General features: G+C 35.0%; 22 protein-coding genes and 1 other annotated feature. Of the genes, 20 read left to right on the top strand and 2 right to left on the bottom strand.

Features of this window, described 5'->3' with window-relative positions:
* Window positions 1-98 precede the first annotated feature (98 nt).
* The 18 genes from topA to ACFOZZ_RS10785 all read left to right on the top strand — a co-directional run bounded on the left by topA (window position 99) and on the right by ACFOZZ_RS10785 (window position 18482).
* Window positions 99-2183, top strand: coding sequence for a type I DNA topoisomerase (gene topA / locus ACFOZZ_RS10700; protein ID WP_279068279.1), 2085 nt, complete (start codon window positions 99-101; stop codon window positions 2181-2183).
* A gap of 42 nt (window positions 2184-2225) precedes the next feature.
* Window positions 2226-3518: a methylenetetrahydrofolate--tRNA-(uracil(54)-C(5))-methyltransferase (FADH(2)-oxidizing) TrmFO gene (trmFO, locus tag ACFOZZ_RS10705; RefSeq protein ID WP_279068280.1), complete on the top strand. Its 1293-nt coding sequence runs from the start codon at window positions 2226-2228 to the stop codon at window positions 3516-3518.
* Complete coding sequence (gene xerA, locus ACFOZZ_RS10710; protein WP_055233440.1) at window positions 3511-4443, top strand: site-specific tyrosine recombinase/integron integrase; 933 nt, start codon at window positions 3511-3513, stop codon at window positions 4441-4443. Before trmFO ends, xerA begins: the two co-directional genes overlap by 8 nt.
* A gap of 22 nt (window positions 4444-4465) precedes the next feature.
* Window positions 4466-4536: a sequence feature (ribosomal protein L21 leader region), on the top strand.
* Between the two features lie 20 nt (window positions 4537-4556).
* Window positions 4557-4865 carry a 50S ribosomal protein L21 gene (gene rplU / locus ACFOZZ_RS10715; protein WP_040389617.1) on the top strand — a complete coding sequence of 103 codons (309 nt, stop codon included), beginning with the start codon at window positions 4557-4559 and terminating at the stop codon, window positions 4863-4865.
* Complete coding sequence (locus ACFOZZ_RS10720; protein WP_286696992.1) at window positions 4865-5185, top strand: ribosomal-processing cysteine protease Prp; 321 nt, start codon at window positions 4865-4867, stop codon at window positions 5183-5185. The genes rplU and ACFOZZ_RS10720 overlap by 1 nt, the downstream gene beginning before the upstream one ends.
* A gap of 4 nt (window positions 5186-5189) precedes the next feature.
* Window positions 5190-5471, top strand: a complete 282-nt coding sequence (gene rpmA / locus ACFOZZ_RS10725; protein WP_022425801.1) for a 50S ribosomal protein L27 — start codon at window positions 5190-5192, stop codon at window positions 5469-5471.
* Window positions 5472-5521: 50 nt separating this feature from the next.
* Window positions 5522-6799, top strand: coding sequence for a GTPase ObgE (gene obgE / locus ACFOZZ_RS10730; protein WP_055233442.1), 1278 nt, complete (start codon window positions 5522-5524; stop codon window positions 6797-6799).
* 69 nt (window positions 6800-6868) lie between these two features.
* Window positions 6869-7429, top strand: coding sequence for a Holliday junction branch migration protein RuvA (gene ruvA, locus ACFOZZ_RS10735; RefSeq protein WP_376815230.1), 561 nt, complete (start codon window positions 6869-6871; stop codon window positions 7427-7429).
* 15 nt (window positions 7430-7444) lie between these two features.
* The gene (gene ruvB / locus ACFOZZ_RS10740) at window positions 7445-8437 is read left to right on the top strand and encodes a Holliday junction branch migration DNA helicase RuvB (RefSeq protein ID WP_055288865.1); all 993 of its coding nucleotides are present in this window, start codon (window positions 7445-7447) and stop codon (window positions 8435-8437) included.
* Window positions 8438-8488: 51 nt separating this feature from the next.
* Window positions 8489-8926, top strand: a complete 438-nt coding sequence (locus tag ACFOZZ_RS10745; protein WP_376815231.1) for a ComEA family DNA-binding protein — start codon at window positions 8489-8491, stop codon at window positions 8924-8926.
* A complete protein-coding gene (locus tag ACFOZZ_RS10750; protein ID WP_376815232.1) occupies window positions 8917-10893 on the top strand; it encodes a ComEC/Rec2 family competence protein in 1977 nt (658 codons plus the stop codon). Before ACFOZZ_RS10745 ends, ACFOZZ_RS10750 begins: the two co-directional genes overlap by 10 nt.
* A 41-nt stretch (window positions 10894-10934) precedes the next feature.
* Window positions 10935-11894, top strand: coding sequence for a DNA polymerase III subunit delta (gene holA / locus ACFOZZ_RS10755; RefSeq protein ID WP_055233445.1), 960 nt, complete (start codon window positions 10935-10937; stop codon window positions 11892-11894).
* A gap of 1 nt (window position 11895) precedes the next feature.
* A complete protein-coding gene (gene hemW / locus ACFOZZ_RS10760) occupies window positions 11896-12987 on the top strand; it encodes a radical SAM family heme chaperone HemW (protein WP_055288868.1) in 1092 nt (363 codons plus the stop codon).
* Between the two features lie 129 nt (window positions 12988-13116).
* A complete protein-coding gene (hrcA, locus tag ACFOZZ_RS10765) occupies window positions 13117-14139 on the top strand; it encodes a heat-inducible transcriptional repressor HrcA (protein ID WP_055233447.1) in 1023 nt (340 codons plus the stop codon).
* A 13-nt stretch (window positions 14140-14152) separates the two neighbouring features.
* The gene (grpE, locus tag ACFOZZ_RS10770) at window positions 14153-14746 is read left to right on the top strand and encodes a nucleotide exchange factor GrpE (RefSeq protein WP_238703681.1); all 594 of its coding nucleotides are present in this window, start codon (window positions 14153-14155) and stop codon (window positions 14744-14746) included.
* Between the two features lie 17 nt (window positions 14747-14763).
* The gene (gene dnaK / locus ACFOZZ_RS10775; protein ID WP_278778681.1) at window positions 14764-16578 is read left to right on the top strand and encodes a molecular chaperone DnaK; all 1815 of its coding nucleotides are present in this window, start codon (window positions 14764-14766) and stop codon (window positions 16576-16578) included.
* A 51-nt stretch (window positions 16579-16629) separates the two neighbouring features.
* Window positions 16630-17754, top strand: coding sequence for a molecular chaperone DnaJ (dnaJ, locus tag ACFOZZ_RS10780; protein WP_278860366.1), 1125 nt, complete (start codon window positions 16630-16632; stop codon window positions 17752-17754).
* A gap of 50 nt (window positions 17755-17804) precedes the next feature.
* Window positions 17805-18482, top strand: a complete 678-nt coding sequence (locus ACFOZZ_RS10785; protein ID WP_278778677.1) for a YjjG family noncanonical pyrimidine nucleotidase — start codon at window positions 17805-17807, stop codon at window positions 18480-18482.
* Between the two features lie 34 nt (window positions 18483-18516).
* Here the strand turns inward: ACFOZZ_RS10785 and rpmB are convergent, their stop codons facing one another.
* A complete protein-coding gene (gene rpmB / locus ACFOZZ_RS10790) occupies window positions 18517-18702 on the bottom strand; it encodes a 50S ribosomal protein L28 (RefSeq protein WP_100054604.1) in 186 nt (61 codons plus the stop codon).
* Window positions 18703-18936: 234 nt separating this feature from the next.
* Between rpmB and ACFOZZ_RS10795 the strand changes: the two genes are divergently transcribed.
* Window positions 18937-19290 (top strand): Asp23/Gls24 family envelope stress response protein, encoded by a 354-nt coding sequence (locus ACFOZZ_RS10795; protein ID WP_006504692.1) that lies wholly within the window; start codon window positions 18937-18939, stop codon window positions 19288-19290.
* 11 nt (window positions 19291-19301) lie between these two features.
* Window positions 19302-20921: a DAK2 domain-containing protein gene (locus ACFOZZ_RS10800; protein ID WP_376815233.1), complete on the top strand. Its 1620-nt coding sequence runs from the start codon at window positions 19302-19304 to the stop codon at window positions 20919-20921.
* A 109-nt stretch (window positions 20922-21030) separates the two neighbouring features.
* Here the strand turns inward: ACFOZZ_RS10800 and ACFOZZ_RS10805 are convergent, their stop codons facing one another.
* Window positions 21031-21495, bottom strand: a complete 465-nt coding sequence (locus tag ACFOZZ_RS10805) for a tyrosine-type recombinase/integrase (protein WP_376815234.1) — start codon at window positions 21493-21495, stop codon at window positions 21031-21033.
* Window positions 21496-21577: the final 82 nt, after the last annotated feature.

Raw genomic sequence — 21577 nt, forward strand, 5'->3', positions numbered from 1 at the left:
CAAAGCATGCACGATGACATAGTAAGTAATGTTCGTGAGAACTTACATTATCTCGATGTGAGTATATTTAATCACATTTTGAGTGGCAGGTTAGATGTATGAGTCATTTAGTAATTGTCGAATCACCATCTAAATCTAAAACAATTAGTAAATACCTAAGCGATGATTTTGTTGTAAAATCATCAAAAGGCCATATCAGAGATCTGGCTATCTCTGGCAAAGGCGGCTTAGGTGTAGATATAGAAAATGAGTTTGCCCCTCATTATGTTATTAGTAAAGATAAGAAAGATGTTGTAAAAGAATTAAAAGCATGTGCCAAAAAAGCAGATGATGTTTATCTCGCAACCGATCCGGACCGTGAAGGAGAAGCCATCTCATGGCATTTGGCAGAAGTGTTAGGATTAGATCCTGAGACTACAAAAAGAGTAGAATTCCATGAAGTCACAAAGAATGCAGTTACAAAAGCGATTGATAATCCCCGCAAGATTGATATGGATCTTGTTCATTCTCAGGAAACAAGACGTGTCTTAGATAGAATTATCGGGTTTAAGCTTTCTAAACTTCTACAGAAGAAGATTAAATCTAAGTCTGCAGGACGTGTACAGTCCGTTGCATTAAGATTAATCTGTGAGAGAGAAGCAGAAATTGATGCATTCATCCCAGAAGAATTCTGGAAGATTGATGCTGATTTTGAAAAGGATAATATTCCATTCAATGCAGAACTCACTAAGTATAAAACTAAGAAATTAGAAATCCATAATAGTGAAGAAGCACAAGCCATTTATGATGCATTGACACCTACATTTACTGTAGAGAAGATTAAGAAAACGACAAAGAAGAGAAATTCATATGCACCATTTATTACTTCAACACTGCAGCAGGAAGCATCTTCTAAATTAAATTTTAAAGCAAGACGTACAATGTCTATTGCTCAGAAGTTGTATGAAGGGATTGATATTGGAACTGAGACTGTCGGTTTAATTACTTATATGAGAACAGACTCTATTCGCTTATCACCTGAATTTACTGCAGCTGCAATGGATTATATTGAAAAGACATATGGTAAAGAATATGTAGGAAGTGTTAAAGTTTCTAAGAAGACTGAAAATGTACAGGATGCTCATGAAGCAATTCGTCCTACAAGTATTGATCGTACACCAGAAAGTATTAAACAATACCTTACACAGGAACAGTATAAGCTGTATTCATTAATCTATGCACGTGCGCTTGCTTCATTAATGGCACCAAGCCAGTCTGCAAGTACATCTTTAGTATTAGATAACAATGATTATAAGTTTAATGCATCAGGCTCTATCTTAAAGTTTGATGGATGGTTAAAGGTTTATGGTGAATATGATAAGAGTAAGAACGAATTACTCCCAGATATGGATGAAAATGAATTGATTGATGCAAAGAAGATCAATAAAGAACAGCATTTCACTACACCACCAGCACGTTATACAGAAGCAAAGCTTATCAAGGCGATGGAAGAATTAGGTATTGGTCGTCCTTCTACTTATGCGACTATTATCGATACAATCGTCACAAGAGAATATGTCACTTTAGAAAAGAAGACATTCAAGCCTACAGAGTCAGGACTTTTGACTAATAAGAAGCTTCTTGAATATTTTGATTCAATCATCAATGTAGACTATACTGCAAAGATGGAAAATGAACTTGATGAAATTGCAAAGGGACAGGATACTTATGTTCATGCCTTAACTGAATTTGAACAGGCTTTTGAACCGCTATTAGAAAAAGCATATGACGGTATGGAAAAGATTGAACCTAAAAAGACAGGAGAAAAATGTCCTGAATGTGGTGGAGATCTTGTCATTAGAAAAGGTCGCTTTGGTGAATTTGTTGCCTGCTCTAATTATCCAGAATGTAAATATGTCAAGGCTGATGAAAATAAAATCAATGAAGAAACAGGCGAGACATGTCCTCAATGCGGTTCTCCTATGATATATAAAATGGGCCGTTTTGGACGTTTTGAAGCATGTTCTAATTACCCTAAGTGTAAATATATCAAGCCTCAAAAACTTGAAGAGACAGGTGAAACATGTCCTAACTGTGGCAGTCCAGTTGTATGGAAGAAGGGTCGTTTTGGTCCATTTAAAGCCTGCTCTAATTATCCAAAGTGCAAAACAATTATTAAAGAAAAGAAAAAGAAAGAAGAATAATGAACTGCCCATGCAGTTCATTTTCTTTCATTGGAGGAAAATATGATCAAGGAAGTAAATGTCGTTGGTGGTGGACTTGCTGGTGTTGAAGCCACTTACCAGCTTATTAAAGAAGGTATTCCTGTACATCTTTATGAAATGAGACCGGTTAAGAAGACAGATGTACATAAAACAAGTGATTTTGCAGAATTGGTATGTTCTAATTCATTACGTGCAGATGGCTTAAAGAATGCAGTAGGTGTTTTAAAACAAGAAATGACAATGAATGACAGCTTGATTATCAAGATGGCGAGGGACCATGCAGTTCCTGCTGGCGGTTCTTTGGCAGTTGATCGTGAAGGCTTTTCTCATGCGGTGACAGAGTTTATTGAAAATCATCCTCTTGTTACTGTTCATCGTGAAGAAGTGACTCGTATTCCAGATGGACCTGCTATTATTGCATCTGGACCTTTGACGAGTGATGCACTTGCAAAAGAAATTATGGATTTAATGGGTAATCAGGATTATTTCTATTTTTATGATGCAGCGGCTCCAATTGTCACAAAAGAATCTATTGATTTTAATAAAGCCTTTTATAAATCACGTTATGATAAGGGGGATGGAGAATATATCAACTGCCCAATGACTAAAGAAGAATTTGATGCTTTCTATGATGCACTTATCAATGCAGAAGTTGTAAAGCCTCATGATTTTGAAGAAAAGTTCTTTGAAGGATGCATGCCTTTTGAAGAAATCGCAAGAAGAGGAAAGCAGACACTTCTTTTTGGTCCAATGAAGCCTGTAGGACTAGAAAAGGATGGTCAGCGTTTTGAAGCAGTTGTTCAGTTAAGACAGGATAATGCAGTGGGTTCTCTTTATAATATTGTAGGATTCCAGACACATCTTAAATGGGGTGAACAGGACCGTATTATTCATATGATTCCAGGGCTAGAAAATGCTTCTATTGTTCGTTATGGTATCATGCATCGTAACTGTTACTTCAATTCACCTACTTATTTAAATCCTACATATCAGTTCAAGAATCGTGAAGATTTATTCTTTGCAGGTCAGATGACAGGTGTAGAAGGATATGTAGAATCTGCGCAGAGTGGTATTGTGGCTGGTAAGAATATGGTGAGATATTTAAAGGGAGAAGAACTTCTTACTTATCCTAGAGAAACAGTCATGGGCTCTTTGGCTTATTATATTACACATGCGTCCCCAAGTGATTTTCAGCCGATGAAGGCTAACTTTGGTATTCTTCCTGATTTAGAAGGTAAAGTGAAGAAAAAAGAAAAGAAAGAAAAATATGCACAGCGTGCATTAGAAAAGATGGAAGAATTTATCAATGGATGAAAAGAAAGCTTTTCTTCACTATCTTAAATATCAAAAGAACTACTCTGTACTTACTTTACAATCCTATGAAAGAGAACTGACTGATTTTCTCTTATTTATAGGTAAAGAAAGTATTTCTTTACAGGAAGTAGACTATTATGTAATTCAGAATTACTTGATTTATTTAAATGAGAAACATTTGTCTCATACAACAATCAATCATTATTTGAGTTCTCTTAGATCTTTCTTTAAATATTTATGTCAACAGAACATTGTAGTCTCTAATCCTTTTTCACAGGTGCATTCTTTAAAAACAGGCTCTAGAAACCCTGATTTCCTTTATGTTGATGAAATGATGGGCTATCTAGATTCAATTGATACACATACATCTCTAGGAGTAAGAAATAAAGCTCTTTTAGAACTCATGTATGCATCAGGACTTCGTGTAAGTGAAGTAGTGTCAATGCGCTTGTCGCAGATTGATTTTAATAGACAAATGATTAGAGTGCTTGGTAAAGGAAGCAAAGAAAGAGAAGTACCATTTCATGATTATGCAAAAAAATGGTTACTGCAGTATATCAATGATGATCGTATCAGCATTATCAATGAATATCATGAAACACATGATTATGTATTTGTGAATAGGAGAGGAAAGAAACTGACAAATAGAGGAGTAGAGAATATTATTGATCGCACAATGTATCTTTATGATCCTTTACGTAAGATTCATCCTCATACAATTCGCCATTCCTTTGCGACTCATTTACTAGATGCAGGCATGGACATCCGTGTTGTACAGGAACTATTAGGGCATTCCTCTTTATCTACGACCCAGATTTATACGCATGTATCACAAGAACACCTAAGAGAAGTGTATAATCGTACCTGTCCTAGACAAGAATTCAAGAAAATTGAAAAAAATATTGACGATAAGGGTAAGAAATGATATTATAATCAGCGTTGTAGACCTCTGACTACAACCGCACATAAGAGGTATTAAATGCAAGTGCTGCCTTGGTTGGCGAGTCTAAGAGAAAAAAATATGAAGGAGGTACACTGATGTACGCAATTATTGAAACTGGTGGAAAACAGTTAAAGGTTGAAGCCGGAGATACTATTTTTGTAGAAAAGTTAGATGTTGAAGAAGGCACTGAATACACTTTCGAAAAGGTTCTTTTAGTTGGTGATAACGGTGTTAAAGTTGGTCATCCTTATGTAGAAGGTGCTAAGGTTACTGCAACTGTTGAAAAACAGGGTAAGGAAAAGAAAGTCACTATATTCAAATATAAGCCTAAAAAGCATTATCATAAGAAACAGGGTCATAGACAGCCTTATACTAAGTTAACAATCAAAGAAATTAACGCTTAATGACTCACGTAGATGTTGTGTATCATGCAGGTCAGATTCAATCTATCAAGGTTGAAGGGCATGCTGAACAAAATGAATATGGAAAAGATATTGCTTGTGCTGGAATCAGTACTGCAGTAGTAGGTATTTACAATATGCTTGAAGCCAAAGGCTTCATGAAAGATGGCAATCTTGCCAATGTAGAGAGTGGTTACTCTTATTTCGAGATATTCAATAATCGTGAAGATTATCAGATTATTCTAGAAACTTTGATAAAAATTCTAGAAACTGTTGAATACTCATATGAACAATATGTTAAAATTAACACTAGGGAGGTATAATACTATGTTAAAGTTAGATTTACAGTTATTCGCTTCTAAAAAGGGTGTAGGTTCTACTAAGAACGGTCGTGACTCTGAATCAAAGCGTTTAGGTGCTAAGCTTTCTGATGGACAGACTTGTACAGCTGGTTCAATTATTTATAGACAGAGAGGTACTAAGGTTCATCCTGGTACTAATGTTGGTAAAGGTGGAGACGATACTTTATTCGCTAAAGTTGATGGTGTCGTTAAATACGAAAGACTTGGTAAAAACAAGAAACAGGTATCTGTTTATCCAGTAGCTTAATCTCAAGAATCCCCTATGGGATTCTTTTTTTGAAGAAAGAAGGTGGATACATGAAATTTATTGATCGCGTAAAGATTTATGTTCAAGCTGGTACTGGTGGTAATGGTACAGTTGCGTTTAGACGTGAAGCACATGTTCCTAAAGGAGGTCCATCTGGAGGAGATGGAGGTCGTGGGGGAAGTGTTATCTTCGTTGCAACAAACTCATTATCTACTTTATTAGACTTAAGATATTATCGTGAATATAAAGCACAAAATGGTGAAAAAGGTCATGCTAAAAAGATGCATGGTGCTGATGCAGATGATTTAGTCATCAGAGTGCCAGTGGGCACTTGTGTTTATGATGATGATACAGGCAATATTATTGCCGATCTTACAAAAGATGGTCAGCGTGCTGTTATCGCAAAAGGTGGCCGTGGTGGTCGTGGTAATGCAAGATTCGCTTCATCACGTAACCCAGCACCTAAAATCTGTGAAAATGGTGAACCAGGTGAAAAATTCAATTTAAGAGTAGAATTAAAGTTACTTGCGGATGTTGGATTAGTAGGATTCCCAAGTGTTGGTAAGTCTACTTTATTATCTGTTGTTTCAAAAGCAAGACCGCAGATTGCTGATTATCACTTTACTACTATTGTGCCTAATTTAGGTGTTGTACAGGTTAAGGATGGTCGTTCATTTGTTATGGCTGACTTACCTGGTCTTATTGAAGGGGCATCACAGGGTAAAGGATTAGGTCATCAGTTCTTAAGACATATCGAAAGATGTCGTGTTATCGTGCATATTATTGATATGAGCGGTAGCGAAGGCAGAGATCCTTATGAAGATTATGTCACTATTAATAAAGAATTAGGTGAATATGAATATCGCTTATTAGAAAGACCACAGATTATTGTTGCTAATAAGATGGATGGCGATGAAGCAGAAGAAAACTTAAAGAAGTTCAAGGAAAAACTTGGAGATCAGAAAGTATTCCCAATCATTGCACCAATTCATGAAGGCATCGATGCTGTCCTTTATGCAGTTGCTGATGCATTAGAAACTGCACCAGACTTCTTTAATCAGGAAGAAGAACAGGAAAGTGTTCTTTATACTTATAAGGAAGAAGAAAAACCATTCACTATCCATAATAAAGGTAATGGTGTATGGGAAGTCACTGGTAAGAAGGTTGAAAGACTTGTACAGATGGCCTCATTTACTACAGATGATGGTTTCCAGAGATTCGCATTACAGATCCGTAATATGGGTATCGATGATGCATTAAGAGAAGCAGGCTGTGAAGATGGCGATACTGTACGCCTATATGACTTCGAATTTGAATTTTATAATTAATACCATTTCTAGAAATGGTATTTTTTTTTGACATATGATAGAATTAGGGAATGCGTAAAGGAGAATTTTATGTATAGTTATATCAAAGGAATCATTGCAGATTTGTATTCAGATCATATTGTCATAGATAATCATGGAATAGGTTATGAAGTACATGTATCTAATCCTTATAATTTTAAAAAGGGTGATGATGCAACAGTATATATATATCAACAGGTCAAAGAAGATAATATTACTTTATTTGGCTTTAAGAAGAAAGAAGAAAAAGAATTATTTCAAAAGCTTATTCTTGTGAAAGGGATAGGCTGTAAGACGGCTATCGGTATTCTTGCGACAGGTGAGATTGATGCGATTATTGATGCGATAGAAGGTAAAAATACAGCATATCTTAAGAAGATACCAGGTATTGGACCTAGGGCGGCACAGCAGATCATTCTTGATCTACATGGTAAGTTTGATAAACGTGCAATGAAGCCTCTTGGCTCTCCGGATTATGAAGAAGCTACTGAAGTATTAATCGCATTAGGCTATAAACAGAGTGATGTAGAAAAAGCTATGAAAGTATTATCGAGTGAAAATCTAGATACAAATGGCTATGTGAAACGTGCATTAGCCTTATTAACACAATAATGAAAGGAGAATCTTATGGATCGTGATGTTTTAGATATTAATGAGCATATCGAAGATGAAGAAAGCTCTTTAAGACCGGCTTCTTTTGATGAATATGTAGGTCAGCATGATTTAAAAGAAAACCTTCGTGTCTTTGTGGGTGCTGCAAAGATGCGTGATGAAACACTTGATCATGTTCTGTTCTATGGTCCTCCAGGACTTGGTAAAACTACTATGTCGATGATTATTGCAAATGAAATGGGAACGCATATCAAGATTACAACAGGACCTTCTATTGAAAAAACGGGAGATCTTGTCGCTTTGCTTACATCTTTAGAACCAGGCGATGTTCTCTTTATTGATGAAATTCATCGTTTGAATAAAGTTGTAGAAGAAATACTGTATCCAGCAATGGAAGATTTCTGCGTGGATGTTATGATTGGTAAAGATGCCACAACACGTTCTGTACGTATTGATTTACCTCCTTTTACATTAGTAGGAGCGACTACACGTGCAGGAGATATTTCAGCCCCATTACGTGACCGTTTTGGTATTGTGGCTAAACTTGATTATTATAAAGATGAAGAACTTAGAGATATTATTTCTCGTACAAGTAAAGTCTACGATATGACCATGGAAGAAGAAGCAAAGATGGAACTTGCTAGACGTTCAAGAGGAACACCACGTATTGCGAATAGACTCTTTAGACGTGTAAGAGACTTTGCACAGTTTTATGGTGATGAAATCATTACAAAAGACCGTACAATGCAGGCGCTAGACCGTTTAAAGGTTGATAATTTAGGCTTGGATGATGTCGATCATAAATACTTACTTGGTATTATCAATCGTTTTCAGGGTGGGCCGGTTGGTTTAGAAGCACTTGCTGCAAGTATTGGTGAAGAAAGAATGACATTAGAAGATGTCTATGAACCTTACTTACTACAAAAAGGATTGATCAAACGTACTTCAAGAGGCAGAATTGCGACAGATCTTGCTTATAGACATTTTCATATTACAAGAGAGAATTAGATCAATTCTCTTTTTTTTATGCGTCAAATTAAGATTATTGGGCTGATTCTTTTGAGTATTGCCTCATTTATATATAGTTATCAAAAGCCTGAAAGAGTCAGCTCTACACAAAAATCAGAAGTCTATATCACATTAGAAGGTGCTTTTAACCAAACAGGTGAAGTCCCAATTAAAGAAGGTATGACGATGAGTGATTTAATAAAGGAAGTAGGGGTTAAAGAAAATGCCTGCATGGATTCTTTAAATATGAATAGAAGTATTCAAGCAGAAATGCGTTTTTATTTACCAGAAAAAAGAGCAAATATGATTTCACTTAATAAAGGAACTTTAGAAGACTTTATGACTTTAAAAGGAGTGGGAGAGAAAACGGCACAGAAGTTTATTGACTATAGACAGATACAGCCTTTTTATTCAATAGAAGACATCATGAATATACAAGGAATCGGTGAGAAGAAATATCTCATCTATCGTGACTATCTGTGCCTTTAAGATATCATTTAGTATATTATGCTGTATTTGTCTTATTGCTGTCAGTTGCTTATCTTGTTCATCCTCTATTTTATATATTTCTATTTGCTTATTTAATTTATCTAGTAAAACGATTTGGAAGAAAGATGTTGTTTCTTCTTTTTTTATTACCTATTATATTAAGACCAGTGACTTCATCAGAAGTGCCTACTATTGTTTCTGGAAGGGTGAAAGATATAAGAGATAATTATGTTATTTTAAATACTGATTATGGGAAGATTAAAGCCTATACTGATCATTCATTTCAATACAATGACGAAGTACTTGTTAAACTTAGATTTCTTGAAATTAAGCATCGCAAGGATCCGATAGGTTATGATGAATATCATTCATTCAAAGCTAACAATATCGTCGCAAAGGCTAAAATCACCCATATTACCACTGTTTCATCCCATCCTTCCTTTTGTCATTTACTAGAAAAACATTTCTCTTCTTCAAAGTCTATTAAAAGTTATCAGAAACTCTTTGTTCTAGGAATAAAAGATGAAGCCATTAAAGAAGACTATTCACTCCTCACAAGTCTTTCTCTTATCCATATGTTTGCTCTTTCAGGTATGCATATACATTTACTTTATAAGTGTTTGAGTCTTATTAAAACATTTGTACGCGTTGATATTGCGGATATCGTTATCAAAATACTCATAGGTTTTTATGTCTTTTCTATACCTTATAATATATCTCTTCATCGTGCTTTTTATATGCTCGTCATCTATGATCTTGTAAAAGAGAAGTTCAATCAATTAGATGTACTATCGTTACTTGTTTTATTTAATGTTATTAAGAATCCTTATATCATCTTTAGTATTTCCTTTGTTTTCTCTTACTTTATTTATTTCCTTGTCATTATGACTAAACATTTCCCATATCGCTCTTTCCTTATCTATTTGGGTGGTATTCCTATTGTCCTCACGCTTAATTTCTCTATTAATATCTTTTCTTATTTTTTAACGGTTCTTCTTACTCCTTTTATATCCTGTTTCTATATTGTGACACTCCTCTCTCTCATATTTCCAATAGATCTAATTATGAAGATGATGATCAACTACCAGCAGATGGTTTTGAACTTTATCACTTCATTCAATGCAGAAATTATCTTTCAAAAACCAACGCTCTCATTTATTATTCTTTATTATGCCATCTTATTTTATATTTTCTTATTATTAGAAGAAAAGAAGAGTGTTCAGTTTTCTATGTCTCTATTATGTGCACTTATGATCAGCTTTCATATATATAGTATCTATAAGCCATATACTCAGGTTTCTACTATTGATGTAGGGCAGGGGGATTGTTCATTGATCCGCCTACCTTTTAATCAAGGAAATTATTTGATTGATACAGGGGGTAACAGGGAATATGATATTGCTAGTCATAATGTTATTCCATTTCTTAAATCTCAAGGTGTTCCGTGCATTGATAGAGTTTATATATCTCATCACGATTATGATCACTACGGTGCTTTGGATTCGTTAAAGAAGAAATATAAAGTCAAGCGTATCATTGACTCCTATCAGGAAGAAGAGAAGAATAAGCTGATTACAATTAAAATGCTTAAAAGTGATGTGATTTATCCTTCTACCAATGAAAATTCTTTAGTCATGCTAGTAACAACAGGAGGCTATAACTATTTATTTACGGGTGATATCCCAAGTAATGTAGAAGAAGATCTTTATAAGAAATATGGAGAAATAGATATAGATGTTTTAAAAGTAGCTCATCATGGTAGTGGTTATTCTTCTTCTGTAACATTCTTTCAAATGGTACATCCACGTATTGCGATGATTGGTGTAGGAGAACATAATCTTTATGGTCATCCAGCTCGTATTGTGATTAAACGATTAGAAGAAAGAAAGATTAAAATACTGCGTACTGATCTTGATGGCAGCTTTTCTATTATCACTTATTTAGGAGAACATCTTATTTACCGTTAATCATGAATATATGGTAGAATAGGACAAAAGGATGGAAAACTATGAATATTGTATTATACGGAGAAGAAAAACTATTACTTGCACAAAGATTAGAGGATTTAAAAAAGAAATATCAATGTACAAGTGATGATATGAATTATATGGTCTATCATGCAGGTGAAACACCAATGAAGGAAATCATTGAAGATGCCTTAACACAGCCTTTCTTAACAGAATATAAGATGGTTGTCTTAAAGAATCCAATCTTTCTTACAAAAGAGAAGCCTAAAAAGAAGCTTGTCACAGATGAAGATATCAAGCTGTTTTTAGATTATATTGAACATGATAATCCGACAACAATCTTTGTTATATATCAGGATCAGCGTAATTTTGATGAAAGAAAGAAGGTAGTCAAATCATTACGTAAGCATGCAAAATGGTATGAAATGGAAAAACTGACTTTTGATCAGCTTTATAAAACTACTAGAGAAGCAATCATTCGTAGAAATGCCTCTATTGATGATGATGCACTTACTTTGTTGTTAGATCGCTGTGGAAATGATCTTTTGACTATTTCTAATCAGGTAGAAAAACTATGTCTTTATACACATAATATAAAGAAGGAAGATGTTGAAAGACTTGTTCCACCACGTGTTGAAGAAGATGTATTTAAGTTGACAAATGCGCTTATGAATCATGATTTAAGAAATACGATGCGTGTTTATCAGGATTTGATTTCTCAAAACCATGAACCCTTACAGTTGATTGGGTTAATTGCGAATTCATTACGTAATCTTTATCAGGTCTCTATTATGAGTAAGAAGGGCTATCGTGATACTGATATTGCATCTGCCCTTGGACTTAATCCTCGTGCAATCTATCCAATCCGTAAAAATGCGGCACATTTTGATATTACAGAACTTATTGAAAAACTTTATGCTTTATCTGAACTTGATTATGCAATCAAGACTGGGACAGTGGATAAATATAGAGGATTAGAACTCTTCTTGATGAGGATATAATATGGAAACAAAAGCACTTTATATTCATATTCCTTTTTGTGATCATATCTGTTCTTATTGTGATTTTGCAAAGGTCTATTATCGTGAAGAGTTTGTATTACAGTATCTAGAACGTCTAAAGGAAGAACTTGATACACTTCCTCATCATCCGATGGAAACTATTTATATAGGAGGAGGCACACCAAGTGCACTTTCTTTAAATCAATTAAAGATGTTATTAAATATGATAGATCCTTTTGTGGGTGATGGAACTCTAGAATATACTATAGAAGTCAATCCTGAATCAGCAACGCTAGATAAACTAGAAACTATGCATCTTCATGGAGCTAATCGCTTAAGTGTAGGTGTACAGACATTTGATAATACATTATTAAAAAGAATTGAACGTTATCATACATCTTCTATAGCAAAAGAAGTCGTAAGAAATGCGAAGGCTATTGGCTTTAAGCATATCTCTATTGATTTGATGTATGGATTACCAGAACAGACATTAGAAGATGTGAAAGAAGATTTACAGATTGCCTTATCACTTCCTATCAATCATTTATCCTACTATTCTCTTATATTAGAAGAACATACAAGACTTTATGACAATTATGAACCACTTGATGAAGAAACTGAAGGAATATGGAGTGATTATATTGTAGAGACACTCTCTCGTGCAGGTTTTCATCGTTATGAGGTATCTAATTATGCATTAGGAAATCATGAATCTTATCATAATAAAGTCTATTGGCATTATGAGAACTATTATGGTGTCGGTATTGGTGCCACAGGTAAAATAGATGATGAACTTATTTCTCACTCACGCAGTCTCACTGATTACCTGCAGGGGAAGAATACAATATATATCGAAAAAGAAACAATCGAAGATACAATGTTTAATCATCTTATGATGTCTTTACGTCTTGAAGAAGGGTTGGACCTTGATGAATTTAAAAGAAGATACCATCATGCTATAGAAGAGGTCTATAAAGAAGCTCTCTCTAAGAATCTAGATAACCACAATCTGGTTATTGAAAATAATCATTTAAAAACAAATCATACGCTTGATCTTCTTAATTCCATCCTCCTTGATTTCTTGCCAGAGTAGTACAACGGTTTCTAGAAAATAGAAACCGTTTTTTAGCACAAACTAGCACTAAAGGCTTGACACTGCTAAAAAAGAATGTATAATGAATCTAGCACAAGAGGAAAAAGAGTGCTAAGGAGGTGCTTGAGAGTGCTATCGGCAAGACAAATGCTAATATTTAAATATATTGTCGAAGAGTTTATTGAAACAGCAGAACCTGTTGGATCTAAACTATTGATGACAAAATATGAATTACCTTATTCAAGCGCCACTATCCGAAATGAAATGAGCAAACTTGAAGAACTTGGCTTTCTAGTAAAGACGCATACATCTTCTGGTCGTGTTCCTTCTAAGAAGGGCTACTACTATTATGTAAATACTTTGCTTCAGCCAAATGTTGATGAACAGGTGAAGAATCAGGTTGCAACAATCTTTAGTGATACACATCAATCATTGAATAGTTTGATTAAAGAAAGCTGCGAAATGTTAAGCCAGTTGACTGATCTGACGGCGGTTGCTCTAGGACCTAATTCAAGTTATGAATGTCTGCAGAATATCACATTAGTTCCTATTGGAACAAGAAATGTGACAGCCATCATAGTGACGGATAAGGGACATGTAGAAAATCGAGTTTTCACTTTATCTGAGACATTGAGTTTGGATGATTTACAAGCCTGTGTATCGGTTATGAATGATACACTAGTAGGTACACCAATCAATCAGGTCGCAGATAAGTTAGAAAATGATGTCAAGCCAATCCTCAATACGAGAATCAAGGAACATGAAATCTTGTTTAATGCTTTCTTAGAAGCATTTATGAAATTTGCAAGAAACAATGTATATTTCTCTGGTAAAGATCATTTGTTATATCAGCCAGAATACAATGATGTCAATAAGTTAAGAAAACTAGTGAGTGCATTTGAAAATTCATCAAACTGGAATTTCTTAGCACCAACTGACGATGATGGTATCAAGGTATTAATTGGTGATGATTCAAATGTATCTGGACTTGATGATGTATCTGTTATTTCATCTTCTTTTGATACAGGAGGAGCTAACAAAGGAACGATTTCTGTAATCGGTCCAACGCGTATGCCTTACAAGAAAGTTGTATCGCTTGTAGAATATATTACTGAAAATATTGAAAGAATCATCAAGGAAAATGATGAGTAGAAGAGGTGAGACCATGGCAGAAGAAATGAATAAAGATGAAGCTGTTAAAGAAGCTGAAGAAGCTGTTAAAGAAACTGAAGAAGCAGTTAAAGAAGCTGAAGAAGCAGTTGAAGAAGTAAAAGAAGAGACAACTGAAGAAAAAGTGGATCCTAAAGATGAAAAAATCAAAGATTTAGAATCTCAAATCAATCAGTGGAAGACAGATTATTATAAAGTATTCGCTGATATGGAGAACTTAAAGAAAAGACTTAAAACAGAACATGCAAATCAGTTAAAGTATGCAATGCAGTCTTTTATTGAAGAGTTACTACCAGTTATTGATAACTATGAAAGATCACTAACTGTAGAACCTGAAAGCGAAGAAGGTAAGAATATTCTTAAGGGTAACAAGATGATTTTAAACCAGTTAATGAATATTCTAGGCAAGAATGGTGTAACTGTGATTGAAGCACAGGGAAAGGAATTTGATCCTAATATGCACCAGGCAGTCATGCAGGATGACAATCCTGACTTTGGTCCAAATATTGTGACTGAAGAATTACAAAAAGGTTATATGTTAAAAGATAGAGTTATTAGAGCAACTTTAGTGAAAGTGAATAAGGATTAATAGGAGGAGAACTTATTATGAGTAAAGTTATTGGTATTGATTTAGGTACAACAAATTCATGTGTCAGTGTAATGGAAAATGGTGAAGCAAAAGTAATTGCAAATCCAGAAGGAATGAGAACAACTCCATCAGTTGTCGCATTCAAGAATGGTGAAATCATTGTTGGTGAAGCTGCAAAGCGTCAGGCAGTTACAAATCCTGATACTGTAGCATCAATCAAGAGACATATGGGTACAAGCTATAAAGAACATGTCAATGGTCGTGATTATACACCAGAAGAAATTTCAGCAATGATTCTTCAGAACTTAAAAGCTACTGCTGAAAGTTATTTAGGTGAACCTGTGACTCGTGCAGTTATCACAGTTCCAGCTTACTTCAATGACTCACAGCGTCAGGCTACAAAAGATGCTGGTAAGATTGCAGGTCTTGATGTTGAACGTATCATCAACGAACCTACAGCAGCAGCTCTTGCTTATGGTGTAGACAAGACTGAACAGGAACAGAAAGTATTAGTATATGACTTAGGTGGTGGAACATTCGATGTATCTATCCTTGACTTAGCTGATGGTACTTTCGATGTATTAGCTACTGCAGGTAACAACCACTTAGGTGGTGATGACTTCGATAAGAAAGTTATGGACTACATGGTTAGTGAATTCAAGAAAGAAAACGGTGTTGATTTAAGCGCTGATAAGATGGCTATGCAGAGAGTTAAAGATGCTGCAGAAAAGGCTAAGAAAGACTTATCTGGCATGATGCAGACTCAGATTTCATTACCATATATCACAGCTGGTGCTAATGGACCACTTCATTTAGATATGACTCTTACAAGAGCAAAATTTGATGAATTAACATCTGATTTAGTTGCTGAAACTGAAACTCCAGTAAGACAGGCATTAAATGATGCTGACGTTACTCCATCAGAAATCGATCAGATCTTATTAGTTGGTGGTTCTACTCGTATTATTGCAGTACAGGAATCAGTTAAGAGATTATTAGGAAAAGAACCGAACAAGTCAGTTAACCCTGATGAAGTAGTATCTATGGGTGCTGCAATCCAGGGTGGTGTTATCACTGGTGATGTTAAAGATATCGTATTACTTGACGTTACACCATTATCACTTGGTATCGAAACAATGGGTGGTGTTATGACAGTATTAATTCCACGTAACACAACTATCCCAACTACTAAATCACAGATCTTCTCAACTGCTGCTGATAACCAGCCAGCTGTAGATATCAACGTATTACAGGGTGAACGTGCTATGGCTAAAGATAATAAGCAGTTAGGCTTATTCAAGCTTGATGGTATTGAACCAGCTCCAAGAGGCGTTCCTCAGATTGAAGTATCATTTGATATCGACGTTAACGGTATCGTAAACGTTAAAGCAAAAGATATGAAGACAAACAAAGAACAGTCTATCACTATTCAGAACTCTACAGGTTTAAGTGAAGAAGAAATCGATAGAATGGTTAAGGAAGCAGAAAGCAACAAAGCTGACGATGAAAAGAAACGTAAAGACATCGAAACTAAGAACAAAGCAGAAGCTTTGATCAACCAGATTGATAAGGCTTTAGCTGAGCAGGGTGCTAACCTTCCAGAAGATCAGAAGAAGCAGGCTACAGCTTTAAGAGATGAACTTAAGACTGCATTAGATAATAATGATATGGCTACTCTTGAATCTAAGATGAGCGAACTTGAAAATATTGCTCAGCAGATGGCTGCTGCTCAGTATCAGCAGCAGAATGCTGGTAACACAGCGAGTGCAGACACTTCATCTAACAACAATAACGATGATTTCGTTGATGCAGACTTTACTGAAAAGAACTAACAAGAAAGCCAAGGGAATCCCCCTTGGCTTATATTAAATGAGGTGTGATTTATGGCAGATAAGAGAGATTACTATGAAGTCCTTGGTGTATCCAAGGATGCTTCAAAAGATGAAATAAAACGTGCCTATCGTAAGATGGCAAAGAAATATCACCCTGATGTGAATAAGGCGCCTGATGCAGCAGAAAAGTTCAAGGAAGTCAATGAAGCCTATGAAGTTCTTTCTGATGAGAATAAGAAGGCCGCTTATGACCGTTATGGACATGCAGCATTTGAACAGGGTGGTGCAGGTGCTGGAGGATTTGGTGGCCAGGGATTTGGTGGATTTGAAGATATGGACTTTGGTGATATCTTCGGTTCATTCTTTGGCGGAGGACAGTCACGTTCTAGAAGACCTACAGGACCACAAAAAGGTGAAGACCGTTATGTTCAGATAGAAATTGATTTCATGGATGCTATCAAGGGCAAAAAGACTGAACTTAAGATTAACTATGATGAACAGTGTTCTCATTGTCATGGTACAGGTGCGAAGAATCCTAATGATGTGCATACATGTTCTAGATGTGGTGGTACAGGACGTATTAGAGTACAGCAGCGTTCGCCATTTGGTACTATCATTAATGAATCAGTCTGCCCAGACTGTCATGGTACAGGTAAGGTAGTCAAGGATAAGTGTCCACATTGTCATGGTTCAGGATATATTAATAAGAATGTCACTGTTGAATTAACTATCCCAGCTGGTATTGATTCTCATCAGCAGTTACGTGTCGCTGGTAAAGGTCAGCGTGGCGTCAATGGCGGTCCTAATGGGGATTTATATGTAGAAATCTATGTTCGTCCACATAAATACTTTGTGAGAAATGGTAATGATATTTCTATATCAGTTCCAGTTTCTGCAGTCGATGCAACTCTTGGCTGTGAAGTAGAAGTACCTACTGTTTATGGTGATGTGACTATGAAGATTCCAGCAGGAACACAAACTGGTACAGTCATGAGACTTAAGGGTAAAGGTGTCAAGAACATGCGTAGCGATACTTATGGTGATCAGTATGTTCAGGTCAATGTTTCTATTCCTAAGAAACTCAGCAAGAAAGAAAAAGATCTTTACATGAAACTTAAGGAATTAGATGAAAAAGAATCTATTTTTGATCAATTTAAAAAATCATTCAAGAGATAGGAATATTGAGTATTCCTGTCTTTTTTGTATAATAAAATAAGGAGGATAGTATGAAATATAAAACCATATTATGGGATATAGATGGCACACTTCTTAATTTTGAAATGTCTGAAAAAATCAGCATGGAAAAATGTTTGGAGAAGCATGGTGTATCTATGACAGAAGCACAATTTGAAGAATACAAAAAGATTAATAAAGAATGTTGGAAGATGATTGAAAAGGATCATTCAAGAAGAAATGAACTCATGGTGAAACGTTTTGTGGATTTTTTTGCATTACTTAATGTTTCTATTGATGGTGTTCATTTTAATAAAGATTATCAGGAAGCATTAGGGACTTATTATTGTTTGAATGAATTTGCCTTAGAAGCCATTTTGGCGCTTAAACCACATTGTAAGCAGTATGCAGCATCAAATGGTTCAAAAGTCGCTCAGTTAGGCAAATTAAAGGGTACGGGTCTTTATGATTTATTTGATGATATATTCATCTCAGAAGATGTAGGATATGAAAAACCTGATCTCACTTACTTTAATTATATTAAAGAAAAGACCCACTATGATCCTGATACCACAATTATTATTGGAGACTCACTTACAAGCGATATAAAGGGTGGAGAGAATGCAGGAATAGATACATGCTACTTTAATCCAGCACATCAAAAAAACACTTCTCAAGCTGTCACATATGAAATAGACAAACTTATAGAAGTGTTAGACATAGTAAAATAAAAGAGGCTGTTACCAGCCTCTATTATTATATCGATTAAGCGCTCTTTCTTAAAGTTCTTAACTGTCTTGCAGAAACTCTTACCTTTGTAGGCTTACCATCGATGATGACAGTAGCTTTCTGTAAGTTAACATTCCACTTTCTTCTTGTAGCGTTTAATGCATGAGAACGGTTGTTACCAGACATAGGTCCTTTACCGCTAATCTGACATTTTCTAGACATTGAATTCACCATCCTTTTACTTGTTTCACATACTCGTGTATCTTACCATCTACCTCATCAAAAATCAATCATTTTTTTTATTAATCTGTCCAAAATGTAAAAAAAGTTGAATATATGAACAAAATAAGGATTGAAAAATCTTTATTGTTTGCTATAATCCTAATTGTTTGTAATGTTTGTGTATATGATATATAATTACTATTATGAAAAAAGAATAAAAATGGAGGAATCAATATGATTAAAAAAACAACTGATCTTGGAAATATAGATATTTCAACTGACGTTATTGCTACTATTTGTGGTGGAGCTGCAACAGAATGTTATGGTGTTGTAGGTATGGCTAGCCAGAAGATGATGGATGGTTTTTATGATCTTCTAGGTAAAGATAATTATTCTAAAGGAATTGTTGTTGAAGAAGGTCAGACTGGTTCTATTATTAATCTTTATATTATTGTGGGTTACGGTGTGAAGATTTCTGAAATCGTATATGAAGTACAGAAGAAAGTTAAATATGTACTAGAAAAGACTCTAGATATTGATATTGAAGCTGTGAATGTTTATGTTCAGAGCATCCGTGTAATGGACTAGGAGGATGAAGCATGAAGGAAATTAACGGTAAAATGTTTAAACAGATGGTCTTAAGCGGGGCTATCGTATTACATAATAATCATCCTGAGGTAGATGCTTTAAACGTCTTCCCAGTACCAGATGGAGATACAGGTACTAATATGTCTCTTACATTTAATTCTGGAGCTGAACAGGTTGAAAAACTTGCTGATGATACATCTATTGGTGATATCGCTAAAACTCTTTCTAAGGGCTTATTAATGGGAGCAAGAGGGAACTCTGGTGTTATCCTTTCTCAGATTTTTAGAGGTGTAGCTAAATCACTTAAGGGAAAAGAAACAGCCAATGTTGCAGAATTATCTGATGCATTCTCTTCTGGTGCTAAAGTGGCTTATAAAGCAGTTATGCGTCCAGTAGAAGGAACAATCTTAACAGTTATCAGAGAATCTGCTGATGCAGCTGCTAAGTATGTCCAGCCAGATATGGAAATTGAAGACTGGTTCTCTTACTTTGTAAAGAGTGCTGAAAAGTCTTTAGATAATACACCTGAACTTCTTCCGGTATTAAAAGAAGTAGGTGTAGTTGACTCAGGAGGAGCTGGTTTATTATTAGTATTAACTGGTTTCATGGCTGCTCTTGCTGGTGAAGTGATTGAAAAAGTAGATAATGTTGGTGCGGCAAGTGATGTGGAAATTGTACAGGAAGAAGAAAAGCCTTATGGCTATCGTGTACAGTTCACATTAAAGATTGATGACAGAAAGATGAATGCATTCAACTTAGATGGTTTCATCAATGAGTTAAAGAATTTACCAGGTAAGAACGTAGATGTAGCACAGAAAGATAACAAGGTTATTGGTAATGTAGATACATTAAAGCCTGGTAATGCATTAAATACAGGTCTTCGTTTTGGTGAATTCACTAAGGTAACTGTAGTGAATACTGAAGTATCTGAAAAAGAAAAAGAAGAAGAAATCCCAATGGCTCCTGCTAAGGAAATGGCTCTTATTTCTGTTGCTGCAGGTGATGGTATTAAGGATATGTTCCTTGAATTAAATTGTGATCATGTTGTATCTGGTGGTCAGACAATGAACCCAGCAACTGAAGATATCGTTAAAGCAATCAAGGGTGTGAATGCAAATCATGTCATCATTCTTCCAAATAACTCTAATATCGTAATGACTGCGCAGCAGGCGGCTACAGTATTAGAAGGAGAAGTAGACGTTGTAGTATTACCTACTAAGACTATTCCTCAGGGATTATCTGCTGCCATCATGTATAATCCAGAAGCAACATTAGATGAAAATGTGGACGAAATGAAGGAAGCTATTGCGAATGTAAAGACTGGTCAGGTGACTTTCGCAATCAAGGATACTTCAATTGATGGTTTAGAAATTAAAGCAAATAACTATATGGCTTTATGTGAAAAGAAAATTGTGGCTTGCGTACCAGATAAGCTAGAAGCATTAAAGAATGTTTTAAGCAATCTTGTAGATGAAGAATCTGAAATCGTTACACTTATTTGTGGTGAAGACGTAACAGAAGAAGAACAGGAAGCAGCTGCAAGCTTCATTGAAGAAAACTATGAAGATGTAGAATGTGAAGTTCATGTTGGTAAACAGCCAGTTTACTCATTTATTGTTGGTGTAGAATAAATTCAAATCTCAAAAAGTGCCGATATAATCATCACTTTTTTAATTGATATTCAAATTTTACGCTTATTTACGCACTAATTTGGATATATTAAATAAAAAAGCCTGTTTTTTATTGGTCATCTTCAAGATTGAATTCGATTAGTTGAGCTATCTGATGTTCCTTGGATTTTAAGACATCAGCATATATATTAGCTGTTGTTTGAATATCATTATGGCCTAGATGAGAAGAGACTACTTTTATATCTACATCGTTCATAAGTAACAATGTTGCATTAGCATGTCTTAAGAAGTGAACTGTTATATATTCATAATCAGTTCCTTTTTTTATTGCGTTTAATCTCTTATTGATATTATTTCTATGTATATAATCTCCTAATGGAGTAGAGAAAACTATATCAGGATTAATATATTGTTCTTTTAAAAATTGCTTTCTTTCATTTTGTTCTTGTTGGACTATTTTAAGAATGTTAAAAACAGTGTTAGACATCCCTAATATTCGATAGCTGTTATTTGTTTTTGGTGGTCCAATAATTGAATTTTTTCCGACAAAATTAATAGTTTTGTTGATATTGATTTCTTTATTTTTAACGCTCTTTTTAAGAAAATTGTTGCTTTAGGTTATCTTATTCAGCAAAAATACCGTAACGATATTCGTA

The organism is Catenibacterium sp. GCM10023432 (assembly GCF_042651925.1).
GTDB classification, from domain to species: Bacteria; Bacillota_I; Bacilli_A; order Erysipelotrichales; family Coprobacillaceae; genus Catenibacterium; species Catenibacterium mitsuoka.

Bases quoted from the DNA above. Each gene is read 5' to 3' on its own strand.
- dnaJ (WP_278860366.1), top strand. From the start codon at position 16,630: ATGGCAGATAAGAGAGATTACTATGAAGTCCTTGGTGTATCCAAGGAT.
- ACFOZZ_RS10785 (WP_278778677.1), top strand. From the start codon at position 17,805: ATGAAATATAAAACCATATTATGGGATATAGATGGCACACTTCTTAAT.
- ACFOZZ_RS10720 (WP_286696992.1), top strand. From the start codon at position 4,865: ATGACTCACGTAGATGTTGTGTATCATGCAGGTCAGATTCAATCTATC.
- rpmB (WP_100054604.1), bottom strand. From the start codon at position 18,702: ATGTCTAGAAAATGTCAGATTAGCGGTAAAGGACCTATGTCTGGTAAC.
- dnaK (WP_278778681.1), top strand. From the start codon at position 14,764: ATGAGTAAAGTTATTGGTATTGATTTAGGTACAACAAATTCATGTGTC.
- hemW (WP_055288868.1), top strand. From the start codon at position 11,896: ATGGAAACAAAAGCACTTTATATTCATATTCCTTTTTGTGATCATATC.
- obgE (WP_055233442.1), top strand. From the start codon at position 5,522: ATGAAATTTATTGATCGCGTAAAGATTTATGTTCAAGCTGGTACTGGT.
- grpE (WP_238703681.1), top strand. From the start codon at position 14,153: ATGGCAGAAGAAATGAATAAAGATGAAGCTGTTAAAGAAGCTGAAGAA.
- rpmA (WP_022425801.1), top strand. From the start codon at position 5,190: ATGTTAAAGTTAGATTTACAGTTATTCGCTTCTAAAAAGGGTGTAGGT.
- ACFOZZ_RS10795 (WP_006504692.1), top strand. From the start codon at position 18,937: ATGATTAAAAAAACAACTGATCTTGGAAATATAGATATTTCAACTGAC.
- trmFO (WP_279068280.1), top strand. From the start codon at position 2,226: ATGATCAAGGAAGTAAATGTCGTTGGTGGTGGACTTGCTGGTGTTGAA.
- rplU (WP_040389617.1), top strand. From the start codon at position 4,557: ATGTACGCAATTATTGAAACTGGTGGAAAACAGTTAAAGGTTGAAGCC.
- ruvA (WP_376815230.1), top strand. From the start codon at position 6,869: ATGTATAGTTATATCAAAGGAATCATTGCAGATTTGTATTCAGATCAT.
- ruvB (WP_055288865.1), top strand. From the start codon at position 7,445: ATGGATCGTGATGTTTTAGATATTAATGAGCATATCGAAGATGAAGAA.
- ACFOZZ_RS10800 (WP_376815233.1), top strand. From the start codon at position 19,302: ATGAAGGAAATTAACGGTAAAATGTTTAAACAGATGGTCTTAAGCGGG.
- xerA (WP_055233440.1), top strand. From the start codon at position 3,511: ATGGATGAAAAGAAAGCTTTTCTTCACTATCTTAAATATCAAAAGAAC.
- topA (WP_279068279.1), top strand. From the start codon at position 99: ATGAGTCATTTAGTAATTGTCGAATCACCATCTAAATCTAAAACAATT.
- holA (WP_055233445.1), top strand. From the start codon at position 10,935: ATGAATATTGTATTATACGGAGAAGAAAAACTATTACTTGCACAAAGA.